Annotated in this window: 13 protein-coding genes; 6 read left to right on the forward strand and 7 right to left on the reverse strand. The window is 52.0% G+C overall.

Features of this window, described 5'->3' with window-relative positions:
* The first annotated feature begins 22 nt into the window (after nt 1-22).
* Genes thiM through EOS98_RS08245 form a run of 3 tightly spaced genes read left to right on the forward strand, consistent with a single transcriptional unit; the run spans nt 23 to nt 2,389 of the window.
* Nucleotides 23-820: a hydroxyethylthiazole kinase gene (gene thiM / locus EOS98_RS08235; protein ID WP_001182166.1), complete on the forward strand. Its 798-nt coding sequence runs from the start codon at nt 23-25 to the stop codon at nt 818-820.
* Nucleotides 807-1,607 (forward strand): bifunctional hydroxymethylpyrimidine kinase/phosphomethylpyrimidine kinase, encoded by an 801-nt coding sequence (thiD, locus tag EOS98_RS08240; RefSeq protein WP_001188960.1) that lies wholly within the window; start codon nt 807-809, stop codon nt 1,605-1,607. Before thiM ends, thiD begins: the two co-directional genes overlap by 14 nt.
* A gap of 35 nt (nt 1,608-1,642) precedes the next feature.
* Nucleotides 1,643-2,389 (forward strand): GntR family transcriptional regulator, encoded by a 747-nt coding sequence (locus EOS98_RS08245; protein WP_000434062.1) that lies wholly within the window; start codon nt 1,643-1,645, stop codon nt 2,387-2,389.
* Here the strand turns inward: EOS98_RS08245 and EOS98_RS08250 are convergent.
* Genes EOS98_RS08250 through EOS98_RS08260 form a run of 3 tightly spaced genes read right to left on the reverse strand, consistent with a single transcriptional unit; the run spans nt 2,363 to nt 5,597 of the window.
* The gene (locus EOS98_RS08250; protein ID WP_001012652.1) at nt 2,363-3,328 is read right to left on the reverse strand and encodes a PfkB family carbohydrate kinase; all 966 of its coding nucleotides are present in this window, start codon (nt 3,326-3,328) and stop codon (nt 2,363-2,365) included. The genes EOS98_RS08245 and EOS98_RS08250 overlap by 27 nt on opposite strands.
* Nucleotides 3,325-4,329 carry an ADP-ribosylglycohydrolase family protein gene (locus EOS98_RS08255; RefSeq protein WP_000642793.1) on the reverse strand — a complete coding sequence of 335 codons (1,005 nt, stop codon included), beginning with the start codon at nt 4,327-4,329 and terminating at the stop codon, nt 3,325-3,327. The genes EOS98_RS08250 and EOS98_RS08255 overlap by 4 nt, the downstream gene beginning before the upstream one ends.
* Nucleotides 4,326-5,597, reverse strand: a complete 1,272-nt coding sequence (locus EOS98_RS08260; protein WP_000858692.1) for a nucleoside permease — start codon at nt 5,595-5,597, stop codon at nt 4,326-4,328. Before EOS98_RS08260 ends, EOS98_RS08255 begins: the two co-directional genes overlap by 4 nt.
* 253 nt (nt 5,598-5,850) lie before the next feature.
* Here EOS98_RS08260 and fbaB point away from each other — a divergent pair, with 253 nt between their 5' ends.
* Nucleotides 5,851-6,903 (forward strand): class I fructose-bisphosphate aldolase, encoded by a 1,053-nt coding sequence (fbaB, locus tag EOS98_RS08265; RefSeq protein ID WP_000129590.1) that lies wholly within the window; start codon nt 5,851-5,853, stop codon nt 6,901-6,903.
* Nucleotides 6,904-6,955: 52 nt separating this feature from the next.
* Here fbaB and yegS read toward each other — a convergent pair whose 3' ends face one another.
* Nucleotides 6,956-7,855, reverse strand: coding sequence for a lipid kinase YegS (gene yegS / locus EOS98_RS08270; protein WP_001273393.1), 900 nt, complete (start codon nt 7,853-7,855; stop codon nt 6,956-6,958).
* Nucleotides 7,856-8,437: 582 nt separating this feature from the next.
* Between yegS and steD the strand changes: the two genes are divergently transcribed.
* The gene (gene steD, locus EOS98_RS08275) at nt 8,438-8,773 is read left to right on the forward strand and encodes a type III secretion system effector SteD (protein WP_079951314.1); all 336 of its coding nucleotides are present in this window, start codon (nt 8,438-8,440) and stop codon (nt 8,771-8,773) included.
* A 121-nt stretch (nt 8,774-8,894) separates the two neighbouring features.
* Nucleotides 8,895-9,311 (forward strand): CesT family type III secretion system chaperone, encoded by a 417-nt coding sequence (locus EOS98_RS08280; RefSeq protein WP_126523968.1) that lies wholly within the window; start codon nt 8,895-8,897, stop codon nt 9,309-9,311.
* A 35-nt stretch (nt 9,312-9,346) separates the two neighbouring features.
* Here EOS98_RS08280 and sseK2 read toward each other — a convergent pair whose 3' ends face one another.
* From sseK2 to EOS98_RS08295, 3 genes are all read right to left on the reverse strand, one after another.
* Nucleotides 9,347-10,393, reverse strand: coding sequence for a type III secretion system effector arginine glycosyltransferase SseK2 (sseK2, locus tag EOS98_RS08285; RefSeq protein ID WP_126523969.1), 1,047 nt, complete (start codon nt 10,391-10,393; stop codon nt 9,347-9,349).
* A gap of 450 nt (nt 10,394-10,843) precedes the next feature.
* Nucleotides 10,844-12,205 carry a tRNA 5-hydroxyuridine modification protein YegQ gene (gene yegQ, locus EOS98_RS08290; RefSeq protein ID WP_001517981.1) on the reverse strand — a complete coding sequence of 454 codons (1,362 nt, stop codon included), beginning with the start codon at nt 12,203-12,205 and terminating at the stop codon, nt 10,844-10,846.
* A gap of 115 nt (nt 12,206-12,320) precedes the next feature.
* Complete coding sequence (locus EOS98_RS08295; protein ID WP_126523970.1) at nt 12,321-14,432, reverse strand: DUF4034 domain-containing protein; 2,112 nt, start codon at nt 14,430-14,432, stop codon at nt 12,321-12,323.
* Between the last annotated feature and the right edge of the window lie 5 nt (nt 14,433-14,437).

Consider the following 14,437-nt stretch of genomic DNA (forward strand, 5'->3'; position numbering starts at 1 on the left):
TCACGCGGGCAGGAGCTGAACTATGCAGCCTGACCTGCACTGCCGCACGCTTGCGGCGCATACGTTAAAACACTTTCGCGCGCTCTCCCCGCTTACGCACTGTATGACGAATGACGTCGTACAAACGTTTACCGCCAATACGCTGCTGGCGCTGGGCGCTTCACCCGCCATGGTGATTGATCCCGTCGAGGCCAGACCGTTTGCCGCCATCGCCAACGCCTTGCTGGTTAATGTCGGAACATTAACCGCCTCACGCGCTGACGCGATGCGTGGGGCGGTAGAAAGCGCTTATGATGCCAAAACGCCGTGGACGCTTGATCCTGTCGCGGTGGGCGCGCTGGAATTTCGTCGGCGATTTTGCCTGGATCTCTTGTCCCTGCGCCCGGCGGCAATACGCGGCAACGCCTCGGAAATCCTGGCGTTATCCGGCATGGCGCTGGGCGGACGCGGCGTAGATACCACCGAGGCGGCGTTGGCCGCACTGCCTGCGGCGCAGGCGCTGGCGCGTCAGATAGACTGCATCGTTGTGGTTACCGGAGAGATAGATTACGTCACTAACGGTCAGCGCACGCTGAGCATTCCCGGCGGCGATCCGTTAATGACTCGCATTGTAGGCACCGGCTGCGCGTTGTCGGCGGTCGTCGCCGCCAGCTGCGCGTTACCGGGCGCCGCGCTGGACAATGTTGCATCGGCCTGCTGCTGGATGAAACTGGCTGGACAGGCCGCGGCAGAGCGTAGCGAAGGACCGGGCAGCTTCATCCCGGCTTTTCTTGATGCGCTCTATCATCTGGATGTGGAGGCGGCCAATGCAACGAATTAACGCGCTGACGATTGCCGGCACCGATCCCAGCGGCGGGGCCGGTATCCAGGCGGATCTCAAGACCTTTTCCGCGCTGGGCGCGTATGGCTGTTCGGTCATCACCGCGCTGGTGGCGCAAAATACCTGTGGCGTACAGTCGGTGTACCGGATAGAGCCGGACTTTGTCGCCGCTCAACTTGATTCCGTGCTCAGCGATGTGCGCATTGATACCACAAAAATCGGGATGCTGGCGGAAACCGATATTGTCGAGGCCGTGGCGGAGCGACTACAGCGCCATCATGTACGTAATGTGGTGCTGGATACGGTGATGCTGGCGAAAAGCGGCGATCCGCTGCTCTCGCCCTCTGCGATAGAAACATTACGCGTCCGGCTGTTGCCGCAGGTATCGCTGATTACGCCTAATTTGCCGGAAGCCGCAGCGTTGCTGGATGCGCCCCATGCGCGTACGGAACAGGAGATGCTGGCGCAGGGGCGGGCGTTACTGGCGATGGGGTGTGAAGCGGTATTGATGAAAGGCGGGCATTTAGAGGATGCGCAAAGCCCGGACTGGCTCTTTACCCGTGAGGGCGAGCAACGTTTTAGCGCGCCGCGTGTGAACACCAAAAATACGCATGGAACGGGCTGTACGCTGTCGGCGGCGCTGGCGGCGTTACGGCCCCGGCATCGCTGTTGGGGAGAGACGGTAAACGAGGCGAAGGCATGGCTTTCGGCGGCATTGGCGCAGGCGGACACGCTGGAAGTGGGGAAGGGCATTGGTCCGGTACATCATTTCCACGCGTGGTGGTAGTATACTGCCTACAGACCCGTCGTCAGGAAAGATAAATGGAACAAGCGCATACCCGGCTCATCGCGCAACTGAATGAACGAATTTCAGCGGCGGATAATACGCCGCTATACATGAAATTCGCCCAGACGGTAAAGGATGCCGTGCGCAGCGGTATTCTTGAGCACGGTAATATTTTGCCTGGCGAACGCGATCTCAGCCAGCTTACCGGCGTCTCGCGCATCACGGTACGAAAAGCGATGCAGGCGCTGGAAGAAGAGGGTGTCGTCACGCGCGCCCGCGGCTACGGTACGCAAATCAATAATATCTTTGAATATTCCCTGAAAGAGGCGCGGGGATTTTCTCAGCAGGTTGTCTTGCGCGGCAAAAAACCGGATACGCTATGGGTTAACAAACGTGTGGTAAGTTGTCCGGATGAGGTCGCGCAGCATCTGGCGATCCCCGCAGGCAGCGACGTCTTTTTACTCAAACGCATTCGTTATGTTGATGAGGACGCGGTATCGATTGAAGAGTCCTGGGTGCCCGCGCATCTGATTCATGATGTCGACGCGATTGGCATTTCGTTGTATGACTATTTTCGTCGCCAGCACATTTACCCTCAGCGTACCCGATCTCGCGTTAGCGCCCGGATGCCGGATGATGAGTTTCAGTCGCATATTCAAATGGATGGTAAAGTGCCGGTGCTGGTGATTAAGCAGGTAGCGCTCGATCAGCAGCAGCGGCCTATTGAATACAGCATCAGTTATTGTCGTAGCGACCTATACGTTTTTGTGTGCGAGGAGTAGCGCCTCGCGCGTGGGCGCGCAGTCGCCGCCGCGATGCCCGACCACCCAGCTTGCCACCGCATTTCCCAGCAGTACGGCATCCGCGAGCGGCCAGCCTGACGCCAGTCCTGCCAGCACGCCGCCAGCATGGCTGTCGCCCGCGCCGATGGTATCCACCACGGTTGCCGGAAACGCTGGCACAACGCCGGAAGATTGCGCGCTAAAATACCACGCTCCGTCTTTATCATGGCGCACCACCAGCGGCGCGGAAAAGCGTTTTACCCATGCTTCGCCGAAAGTGCGCGTATCGGTCGCAAGCCCGGCGCGTTCCGCAGCGATGATGGCTTCCTGGCGGTTGAGGGAGACGATGGGCCGGCAGGCCATAATGCGCGCCATTGCATCGTCTGTAATATCACCGATTCGCGGGCCAAAATCGATAAAAGGCGTGACATCGTCGACGGTTTCCAGCCACTGGATCAGTGGTTCGCCACAGGACGAGGCCAGTTGATAGCCGGACAGGTAGACAAGACTGCCCCGCGGTGTCCTGAGCTGCGACAGCCAGTCCGCATTCCACTGGTTTTCCACGCCGCTAAAAGACATAAACGTGCGTTCGCCATCCGGTTCAACTAACGCCAGACACCAGCCGTTATCTCCTTCAACCGCGTCAATCACGCTGGATAATCCCTCTTTTGCCAGACGGCGGCGAATCCTCTCCGCCCACACGCCCTGGCCCAGCGGCAGCGCATTGCTGGCGTCAATCCCCAGTCGTTTCAACGCCACGGCAATATTCAGCGCACAGCCGCCGACATTGACGCTCTGTTGTTGCAGTTCAATATCGCCTCCGCGACGCGGCAACGTCCAGGCGTCGGCAATGATATCGATCACTGCCGCGCCGATAACGGTGAGCGGACGCCGGGTGTGCAGGGTCGGTAATAATGTCAGCAACCGTGCGCCGTTCATAGTGCCTCCCGCCGTTGACGATAACTCGCCAGCGCAACGGCATAGCGCGCAAAATCCAGCTGATTAACCTCGTCCAGCGTTTGTTTTAACTGGGGGTTAATGGCGCTTACCCCGTGCAACGCGCCGCAAATGGCGGTAGCCATCGCGCCGATAGTGTCGGTATCGCCGCCGAGGTTAGCGCACAGCACGGCACAGCGGTTAGGATCGGTATTCGCCAGTTCCACCATGGCGATAGCGCAGGGAACCGATTCAATGGTGCTGGTTCCCGCGCCGATGATCTGATAGAGCTGTTCGCTGGCAGATTCGACGCCGTCGGCGTGGCGGACAATGTTTAGCGCCAGTTCCAGACGTGCCGATAGCGAGGCGCTAAACGTGGTAATACGCGCTGTCTGCGCCTGATGGGCGACGGCGGGGAGCGAGTCGGCAATACTTTGCCACGTGTCGCCGTTAACCGCTCGCGAGACGGCCCAGGCGACAACCACGGCGCCAGCAACCGCCAGATCGGATTTATGCGTCGGGCTGGAGGCTAACGCTACTTCTGCTATAAAGGCTGTCAGGTTAGTTGGCGGCAACAGGCAGCCCAACGGCGAAACGCGCATGGCCGCGCCGTTAGTCACGCCGTTATTTTCCAGCGCCGCGATGGGTTTGCCGTCGCGAATCGCATTCAGCGCTATTTTTGACGTCGGGCCGAGTACATTTTTATTGAACGCATCAAAGCGTTCCGCCCAGGCGAGGATGTTACGCCCAATAATCTCGGGATCAATGTTGCCTTCGCATTCGAGTAGCGCGTCGGCCAGGCAGAGCGCCATTGCGGTATCATCCGTAAACTCCGCGCGGTTAAAATAGCAGGCGGCATTATTTTCTTTTGGGCCGGGCAGAAAGCGGTCAATCCAGCCGAAATGCGCTTTGACGCGCGTTCTCGGCCACAGCTCAGAGGGCATTCCCATCGCATCCCCTAACGCTTGCCCGTAAAGAGCACCGAGAATACGTTCTGCTTTCATTTTACTTCCCCTTGTGTCAACGCAATATCGCGATCGTCAATAGCAGTGATCTCTTTGTCCGATTCGCGAAAGAAAATCATAAATAGTAGCGCGATGACGGCAATCATCACTGCGCCAAACGTCCACATGCCCGCCCAGTTGAATGTCAGACCGTTAACCGGTTGCGGATAAGCAAACATTTTTTCCATCATCACGCCGCCGAGACGATAGCCCAGCAGGCTGCCGAATCCCTGACAGCAGAGGGTGATAAGCCCTTGCGCAGCGGTACGCATATGAACCGGCGCTTTTTTATCGACATAAATGTAGGCGGTGACGTAGTAGAAATCGTAACTTACGCCGTGCAGCAAAATACCGAGGAACAGCAGGGCGTAAGTGAAGTACGTTTCCGCGCCGCCATAGACAAAAAAGCCGTAGCGGATCGCGGCGGTAATAAGACCAAGTAATAATACCTTTTTAATGCCAAAGCGCTTAGTGAAAAAGGGCAGAGCCAGCATAAAGAAGATTTCAGAGAACTGGCCGAGCGTCATCCAGCCGGTGGCGTTCTTCATTCCCACTTCCGTCAGATAGCCGTTAGCGAAGATGTAGTAGAAGGCCAGCGGCATCGCAAACAGGAAGGAACAGAAGAAGAAAACGAGAAAGTTTTTATCGCGCAGCAGGACCAGCGCATCCAGCCCCAGCATCACTTTAATATCCATCTTGCCGGTGCTTTTTGGCGGCGTGTCTGGCAGACAGAACGCAAATACGCCCAGCAACGCTGAACTTGCGGCGGTTATGAGCAGTGGAATGTTGGTGGGGGAAATATCGTTATAGCCTAACATTTGCGGCAAGAATCCACAGGCGAGGCCGGAGGCAATCCACCCAATGGTTCCCATAACGCGAATGCGTGGAAAATCGCGTTCAACGTCCGGTACGTTAGCGAAGGCAATGCTGTTTGTCAGCGCGATGGTCGGCATATAGGTCAATGAATAGGCCAGGAGCAGCGGAAAGAATCCGGCAAAGGTGGTTTGCTGTGCCGCGAAATACATCAGTACGGCACCCGCAAACATCAGTACCGCCAGGACTTTTTGCGCTGAGAAAAAACGGTCGGTAACGGAGCCGACCAGAATCGGCGACAGGATCGCCGCAATGGCGGTACAGGCATAAGACCAGCCTATTTCACCGGCGGAAAACCCGCTTTTATTTAGCCATAGCCACAGGGGGACGAACCAGGCGCCCCAGATAAACCACTCCACGAACATCATGAACGACAGTTTAAAGGTCGTTTTCATTTTTGAATCCTTCATGACAGGTAAGGTACGCCATGACAATACCATTTAATAATACCTTTTAAATACCATTGGGCATTAATTTTGACCGATCTAACACTTTTTCGGACGTGAATCGAGTCAGCAGATAGCGCCGAAAAAATGCGCTAAAGTTGGCAAAAATGGTCGGTCAGTACCAGGCTTATTGCGACCCGCAATCTGCGGGGCAGGACTATTCACCTTCCGATACCCTATCGGAACTTACGGGAGCATAGCTATGACTGATATTGCGCAGTTGCTTGGCAAAGACGCCGACAGCCTTTTACAGCATCGTTGTATGACCATTCCTTCCGATCAGCTTTATCTACCCGGCAAGGATTACGTTGACCGGGTGATGATTGACAATAATCGTCCACCAGCCGTTCTGCGTAATATGCAGACGCTCTATAATACTGGACGCCTGGCGGGAACAGGATACCTTTCGATACTGCCCGTCGATCAGGGAGTGGAGCACTCCGCCGGCGCTTCTTTTGCGGCCAACCCGCGCTACTTTGACCCAAAAAACATTGTTGAATTGGCGATTGAGGCCGGCTGTAACTGCGTGGCCTCTACCTACGGCGTACTGGCCTCGGTTTCACGGCGCTATGCGCACCGTATTCCGTTTTTGGTCAAACTGAATCACAACGAAACATTGAGCTATCCGACAGAGTACGATCAGACCCTGTACGCCAGCGTTGAGCAGGCGTTCAATATGGGCGCCGTGGCGGTAGGCGCGACGATCTATTTCGGTTCGGAACAGTCTCGTCGCCAGATTGAAGAGATCTCCGCCGCTTTTGAGCGTGCGCATGAGCTGGGTATGGTGACCGTATTGTGGGCTTACCTGCGTAATTCTTCCTTTAAAAAAGACGGCGTTGATTACCATGTATCCGCTGACCTGACGGGGCAAGCCAACCATCTGGCCGCTACGATTGGCGCGGATATTGTGAAACAGAAAATGGCCGAGAATAATGGCGGTTATAAAGCGGTCAACTTCGGCTATACCGACGATCGCGTGTACAGCAAACTGACCAGCGATAACCCGATTGATTTGGTACGTTACCAGTTGGCGAACTGCTATATGGGACGCGCCGGGCTTATCAACTCCGGCGGCGCGGACGGCGGCGACACTGATCTCGGCGACGCGGTTCGTACCGCGGTGATCAACAAACGAGCCGGTGGAATGGGGCTAATTCTGGGACGTAAAGCATTTAAGAAATCGATGGCTGATGGCGTGAAGTTGATTAATGCCGTACAGGATGTCTATCTGGATAGCAAAGTCACCATCGCCTGAGTTCAGCGAAGAAAAGCCGGATGTGAGCGCATCCGGCCAGCGACTGGTGTTATTAACGTAGCAACGGGCAGTCTGGCGGCAGCCGACAGCGTAATGCGCCAGGCAGCACCTCAATATGAAATTCTTGCCCGCTGAGTGGTTCGCCATCCAGATTAAACGTGATTTCATGCGGTGCATGAATATCAAACCACGCTGAGGCGCCGTCAATAATATTCGGATTGTCATCTGACTGCGTGAGTGTGGAAAACAGCGCCGGCAGCAGTTCTTCGCCGGTAAAAATCCGTAGCTGTAACAGCCCGTCGTTAATCAGCGCGGTGGGACATAATTGCTGCCCGCCGCCGGCCTGACGACCGTTGCCGATGCCGATCACCAGCGCATCTCCCTGCCAGTGAAAGTTTTCGCCACGTATTTCGCAGCGGTCAGGGGTCAGCGTATCCATTCTCATCAGACCGTGAATAAGATAGGAGACGCCGCCCAACGCGGCTTTAAGTTTTTCCGGCGTTTCGGTGGTAATGCGGGTGCCAAAACCGCCCGTCGCCATATTGATAAAACAGGTTTTATCATTGACCCTGGCCATATCAATTTCCATCGCGTTTCCGGCAATCGCCAGTTTCAGCGCTTTGTCCAGCGCTTCAGGAATACCGGCGCTGGTAGCAAAATCGTTGGCAGTGCCGAGCGGCAAAAGGCCCAATGCAGGGGCTACGCCGTCGCGGATCTGGATGAGCGCGGTCGACACTTCATTAATGGTACCGTCTCCGCCGCCGGCAATCACCGTTTCAACGCCCAGTCTACGGGCTTCATCAACGTAACGCTGCGCGTCGCCTTTTTCCCAGGTTACCCGAACGTGAATCTGTATACCTTCGTCGCGAAGTAGAGTAATGGCCTCACGTAGCGGCTGGTTATCAGCGCTTTTGCCATTGAGGATCAGTAAGCTGGCGGGAAAGTTAGCCATCCGTTATGCCTTAATAGGTTGAACAACAATCTCCAGAAAGTGTATAGCAGAAATGAAAAAGCGAGGTCAGAACAGGATGAAAATTGAAATGTTGCGCACTTATTGCTTTACCGTTTTTCTTCCTGCTGTACGCAGCGGTAAGCGAAGCATGGTTTAAGGCAAATGGCGACAAGAGAGATGCCGGTATGCGCATTGAGTATCGCTTGTAAGAGTGCAAGGAAACCACAAGGGGTAGTCAGACGCTTTCAGATATAGCGCCTTTAATAACGAAACGGAGAATTAACAAGACGAACATACGTCAGTTATCAGTATTAATTTCAAACTTCATAATATCAGATAAAAACCTGATATTTATTACCAAACATACTTTTTAATAGCATAAAATCGAAATGTTCTTTAGACTGCTTTGGCAGGAACAAGACGCACTATTAGCAGTACACTATTCTTGTTATCAAATAAAACCTATTTAGATGATGACTTAGCGCGGTGTCTTATAGTCGTACCGTTGCCTGAGGTATCACTTTTCTCATAAACATAAACATAAACATAAACATAAACAGGCATGTGCATGAAGAGGTTTATATGAATGTCACTTCAGGCGTGAATGCGCAAACGCCATTGCTCCCTCCTTCTGAACGGGGTAATGACGAAAAACCAGTAGCTGAAATCGTTGAGTTTAACGCTTACGGCAATAAACCCAGATGTTTAATGTGTCTGGGAACCTCTGCATTGTTTACAAGTGTTTTCAGTGGGGTATGCTCAGGGGCTGTCGCCAGTGTCAGTAGTGGTGCTACATATACTACCGCCCTGACGGTTTTAGGCGCATCGTTTGGCATAGGGGGGATTGGTATGATGGGAATATGCGCCGGACTATACCTTAGCGCAAATGGTGTCAGAACCCGGCCAGCCTGGCCATAAATGAGCAAACACAGCAAGTCATAGGGAAAAGACGAATTCTGACGATGACACGGGGTGTTGCGCGTCAAGACAAGAGGCTTATGACTTATATAGAAACTCTTTAAATAGAGTATGGGGTGTTATGTATTCAAAAGCCGATCGCTTATTAAGACAGTTTTCACTAAAATTAAATGTCGATTCAATTGTCTTTGACGAAAACAGATTATGCTCATTTATTATAGATAACCGTTACCGTATCTTACTAACAAGCACTAACAGCGAGTATATAATGATATACGGTTTTTGCGGAAGACCTCCGGATAATAATAATCTTGCTTTTGAATTTCTCAATGCTAATTTATGGTTTGCAGAGAATAATGGACCACATTTGTGTTATGATAATAACTCACAATCATTATTACTGGCTATCAACTTCTCACTCAATGAAAGTTCTGTAGAGAAACTTGAATGTGAAATTGAGGTAGTTATTAGATCAATGGAGAATCTGTATCACATTTTACAGGATAAAGGAATAACTCTGGATACCGATTATACGTGACGGTGGGAAGGGCGAGTAAAATAAGGCTATTATGATTATCTCCACGAGCTGGCAGTTAAACTGCTTGTGTTCATAATGATATTTTCGTGTTTAAATTCAATGAAATCGCAAAATGCGTCATAATCTTGTATATGAGAACCGTCAAAATAATGCCTCAACCCTTTACTGAGCCAGTCATTATAGGGATCGCCATAAGGTTTACTGTGCATAATTTCGAGTCCTTTTATTAATGCTGGATGCTCGCTGCGGTTAACAGCAATAATTCCATTTTCAAGGCTAACATGATTATCTTTACGACTTACATGGATAGCGATACCATCAGGTAAATACAACGTGCCGAGTTTATCAGTAAGTAACATATCTGCATCAAGATATATGCAACCGCCGCCTGGTTGCAGATGATGACAACCAGGTTTACCAGCTTCCAGAAAAACATCGCTTCCTTTTAGCAGGAAAAGATTTCTGTAGAAGTCAAACCATAAGTGACCTTTGTCTTTATTATGAGATGAAATAAGCGTTTCCTCCGGATTGTTTTTCAAGACATCTTCCAGGCTTTTTTTTACCCCGTTAAGCAAGACCTCATCTCGTTCACTTGCTGACTGAGCTTCCAGTTTGGTGATGTTTTCTAAATAAATCGTCGTTAACTTTTTATCATACATGCTATAATTAAGGTCAGAATTATAAATAACCTTTATGTTTCTATAATTTTGTTCCAATTTTGCCAATGCTTTTCTTTGTCCCTTGCTCAAATCGCCATCAACGAAAATACCGATAATTCTTTCTTTTTCTATTATAGCAGCATTGATAATATTATTAAGATAAGGGTTTTTCTGCGTATTGATAATGGGAATTTCGTTTTGACCAAATCTATCTGGATTGTGTTCAAACCACTGAAAAACGAGCGGCGTTTGGTGATCTAGTGGTAATAGAGGATAATCAACCCCAGCAAAACTTACATGGCCTGATGAAGGTGGACTGAGCGTAGGTGCGATGGTTTGAGTATTACTTTGACATGAAATCAAACCTCTAATCCGGGAAAACATTATTTTAATCCTTGTAAAAGCGGCATTAAAACGTGCCATATTTTTACACGCTTAAATTATCAGTTTTTAACCTTAATTTAATAACCTGGAAACTTTTTGTGTAAGTGCTCACAAAGTAGTTATTAATTTAATTCACTGATTTTAAACGTTAACGTCACAATGCTAAGTCCTGAGTCCGACCGGATGCGGGGAGGATTGTGACTTGCTGGCTGGCAATGGATAGGGGAGGTCTCTAAACCTAAGCGCCCATTTGCGCTTTGGTTAGTGTGGTCAATTTTGGATATGGCGGGAAGTACCACTTTTTTATGGATTATACGCAAAAAATAAGCCTGCGTAAGGGAGATTACGCAGGCCAAGGAGGTGGTTCCTGGTACAGCTAGCATTTATGGGTTATGTTTTTCAGCGCGTTGAATAATACCCGCATTGAGCGAAGCGGTATGTGATCAATTTCTAAGAATCTTCCCGCCATGAAAAAATAACCGCAATTAACTACTTAGCATGGGGGTTACGCGTTGATTCGCCTGAGAAATTACGCATCAATAGTGCGTAATCCAGCGTAACGTCCTGCGGGACGGGCATCCAGACGGTATAGCCATCGCCAGGCGCCACCGGCATAGCGTCGCCTTTGGCGTTCTCCATCTGTTCCAGGGTGAAATTGATATTTCCCTGCGGTGTCATCAGCTCCAGACTATCGCCAACGGAGAATTTATTTTTCACCGCCACGGCCGCCAGTTGGCCTTTACGCTCGCCGGTGAACTCGCCGACAAATTGCTGGCGTTCGGAAACGGAGTACCCGTACTCGTAATTCTGGTAATCGTCGTGCGTATGGCGACGCAGGAAACCTTCGGTATAGCCGCGATGAGCCAGACCTTCCAGCGTTTCCAGCAGCGTAGGGTCGAAGGGTTTACCCGCGGCGGCGTCGTCGATGGCCTTACGGTAGACCTGCGCGGTACGGGCGCAGTAATAAAAGGATTTGGTGCGGCCTTCGATTTTCAGCGAGTGGACGCCCATTTTCGTCAGGCGCTCCACGTGGGCGATAGCGCGCAAATCTTTTGAGTTCATGATATAGGTGCCATGCTCGTCTTCGAACGCGGTCATGTATTCGCCCGGTCTTTGGGCCTCTTCTATCATAAACACTTTATCCGTCGGCGCGCCGATACCGAGCGTCGGCTCAACGTTCTGTACCGGAATCGGTTCGTGCTTATGCACGATGTTGCCGACAACGTCTTCTTTTCCTTCCTGCACGTTATATTCCCAACGGCAGGCATTGGTGCAGGTGCCCTGATTCGGATCGCGTTTATTGATGTAGCCGGAAAGCAGGCAGCGGCCGGAATAGGCCATGCATAGCGCGCCGTGGACGAAAATTTCTATTTCCATATCCGGCACCTGCTGGCGAATTTCCTCAATCTCTTCCAGCGACAGCTCGCGGGAGAGAATCACACGGGTCAGCCCCATCTGCTGCCAGAATTTTACCGTCGCCCAGTTTACGGCGTTAGCCTGTACCGACAGGTGAATCGGCATTGCCGGGAAGTGCTCGCGTACCAGCATAATCAACCCTGGATCGGACATGATCAGCGCATCCGGGCCCATCTCGACGACGGGTTTCAGGTCACGGATAAAGGTTTTGAGCTTGGCGTTATGCGGGGCGATGTTCACCACCACGTAGAATTTTTTTCCGAGCGCGTGGGCTTCGTTGATGCCAAGCTGCAAATTTTCGTGATTGAATTCGTTATTACGCACGCGTAAAGAGTAGCGTGGTTGGCCCGCATAGACGGCATCGGCACCGTAAGCGAAAGCGTAACGCATATTTTTCAGCGTTCCCGCCGGCGAAAGAAGTTCTGGTTTAAACATCATTTTCTCGTTCTGATGACAGGTCAGATCCGCCTCACCTGATGAGGCGGCTTGAGGAGAGTCCTCACTTTAAGGGCGGGCATTGTAGCGCCGTGGGAGAGGGGAGTAAACCACCTTACACCATTGAGTTGACCTGTCCCGGCAGCTCTGAATTCGGGATGCGGACGGTATACCAGGCGAAACGAAAGCGTTTCCAGAAAGAATCGAAATGCAGGTGGTCCAGGCAGTCCATAACGATTTCATTATCCGGGTAAAGCGTGAAGGCAAAATGTGCCCAGCGTGCGCTTATCTTCATATTAAACAGCGTTCGATCGTGTTTATTACCGTGCAGGCGCGATAGGGTCACCATAGCATGTAGCGTGCCTTTGTTGGCCTCTTGTTGCACCAGTTCCAGATGCTTATGCGCCAGCGTAATATCCTTCACTTCAAAAATATTCAGCAGGAACAAGCCCCAGGCTTCTTTATGCCCGAACTGATGCGCCAGCCAGAGATTATCGAGCAGTTCTTTTTCATAAGCGGAACGTTTTTCGGTATCAGGTTCTTGTTTACTCAGACGCTGGTTGCAGACGCCGATGCTGAAATGAATATTTTGCAGGTCATTTTCATAGTCGGTATAGCCTCCGTTATCTATTAATTTGTACGGGGTGCTCTCGCGCAGCGCTAACTGCCGGTGCAAAATCTCCGCCGCGCGCTGAAAATACCCTAACGCGATGGCAGGATCGTAAGGTAGTAGGCCGTTGTTCTCTTTATTATTGTGTTCAAGGCCCAGCAGGTTTAGCGCGGCGGGTATATTTCTTTGTGCGCCCAGCTCTGCCAGCGGCACGAAATGTTCCGGGAGCCCGAACCAGTCGAAATTTTTAATCGCCGCCCGCCAGCTATGGTTATATTGAATGTCGGCGACGCTATCGAGCCAGGCGAGGCCTTGCGCCTCATCCTTTTCGAAACCCAATAACCCGGCGTACTGAAAGTAGCCACGGCGGATTTTCGGCACTGCGAATTCCGTTTGCTGCGCATTCTGGCAGAGAAAATTATACATCCACCAGGTGTCAGGAAAATCGCGCAGGGCGAACTTTATCGTGTCATCAGAGAAGTAATTGTTGAGCTTAACTTTTTCCACGATCGAACGCTGAAGGGTTCGCCAGAGCGCGTCATTATCGTCCAGATCGCTATAGCAGACCCGCAGCCACTCCAGCGCGTTGTGGCGAGATTCCTGGATATGCGCTCGCAGGCTAATCTCTTCGGCTTTGGCGATAATACGTTCCTGTTCTGCCGGGGAGTCAACCTCTTTGATGCGCAGATCGCGGTGATCGTCCCACCAGATCAATAGCTCCAGATGTTCACGTTCTGCGGCAGAAAGGTGATCGCATACGCTTGATTCCAGAAATTCGCGGATTTCCTCGTGAGACCCTCTCCAGCGTGGCATACGAAACGGGATATATTCATCCAGCACGTAAAATGCCGTCGGGAAAATAGCCAGGCAGACGGCGAGCCAGTATTTTTGCCCGGCATAGTCATTGCACTCCGGCAGCACGGACGGGCGTGGCAGATTTGGGCAAACCGCGTCGGCAAACGACAGCCCGGAATGGGCCATCAGCGCGTCCACCTCCTGCGGTGAATGGCGATGATATTCAGCCAGATCTTCCATTAATGGCTGCCCGGCAACATCCGCGCCCACGAGGAACTCAACCAGCCAGTCGGGCTGGCCGAAGACTTTTGAGTTGGTGCTGGTCAGGGCCGCCGCCATCCACTGGCGCGGTTCACAGTCGATAGCATTGAGCGCGGCGATGACCATCCGTTCGTTGCAGGCGGCGGCGCAGATCCACATCGCTCGGGTGGTTTCTCTCGCCCAGCCATAGCTGCGGTAAAGCCACGCACGGTGATTCCAGTATTGCGCCTCGGCAAGCCAGGCGTGAGTGGAGCGGGGACGAGCGCGCTGCCAGTTTTTGATCAGCGCTAATCCTTGCGGCCCAGCCTCAACCAGCGTGTCCATATCGTAAAAAGGGTTGTCCATTTGATTCCAGGCGAAGAAATAGCGCTTTTCCGCTTCGCGGCTGGTAAAGCTCTCCATCAGCGCCTGGTTGTAACGTTCGTCCAGTTCGTCATAGCGTTCTTCGCGCAGCAGGCCGGAAATATCGGCGATATGCCACTCGCGTTGCCCGTCATTGAGGGGATTTTTGTGGTTGCACATCTCAAACATAGCGTTGAGCAGACGATCATCCTGTTCCATAAAGC

Source organism: Salmonella sp. SSDFZ69 (genome assembly GCF_004010755.1).
GTDB lineage: Bacteria > Pseudomonadota > Gammaproteobacteria > Enterobacterales > Enterobacteriaceae > Salmonella > Salmonella enterica.

Excerpts from the sequence above, each read along its gene's own strand:
- thiM (WP_001182166.1), top strand. The coding sequence starts at position 23 with ATGCAGCCTGACCTGCACTGCCGCACGCTTGCGGCGCATACGTTAAAA.
- EOS98_RS08245 (WP_000434062.1), top strand. The coding sequence starts at position 1,643 with ATGGAACAAGCGCATACCCGGCTCATCGCGCAACTGAATGAACGAATT.
- steD (WP_079951314.1), top strand. The coding sequence starts at position 8,438 with ATGAATGTCACTTCAGGCGTGAATGCGCAAACGCCATTGCTCCCTCCT.
- EOS98_RS08255 (WP_000642793.1), bottom strand. The coding sequence starts at position 4,329 with ATGAAAGCAGAACGTATTCTCGGTGCTCTTTACGGGCAAGCGTTAGGG.
- sseK2 (WP_126523969.1), bottom strand. The coding sequence starts at position 10,393 with ATGGCACGTTTTAATGCCGCTTTTACAAGGATTAAAATAATGTTTTCC.
- EOS98_RS08295 (WP_126523970.1), bottom strand. The coding sequence starts at position 14,432 with ATGGAACAGGATGATCGTCTGCTCAACGCTATGTTTGAGATGTGCAAC.
- yegS (WP_001273393.1), bottom strand. The coding sequence starts at position 7,855 with ATGGCTAACTTTCCCGCCAGCTTACTGATCCTCAATGGCAAAAGCGCT.
- yegQ (WP_001517981.1), bottom strand. The coding sequence starts at position 12,205 with ATGTTTAAACCAGAACTTCTTTCGCCGGCGGGAACGCTGAAAAATATG.
- thiD (WP_001188960.1), top strand. The coding sequence starts at position 807 with ATGCAACGAATTAACGCGCTGACGATTGCCGGCACCGATCCCAGCGGC.
- EOS98_RS08260 (WP_000858692.1), bottom strand. The coding sequence starts at position 5,597 with ATGAAAACGACCTTTAAACTGTCGTTCATGATGTTCGTGGAGTGGTTT.
- fbaB (WP_000129590.1), top strand. The coding sequence starts at position 5,851 with ATGACTGATATTGCGCAGTTGCTTGGCAAAGACGCCGACAGCCTTTTA.
- EOS98_RS08250 (WP_001012652.1), bottom strand. The coding sequence starts at position 3,328 with ATGAACGGCGCACGGTTGCTGACATTATTACCGACCCTGCACACCCGG.
- EOS98_RS08280 (WP_126523968.1), top strand. The coding sequence starts at position 8,895 with ATGTATTCAAAAGCCGATCGCTTATTAAGACAGTTTTCACTAAAATTA.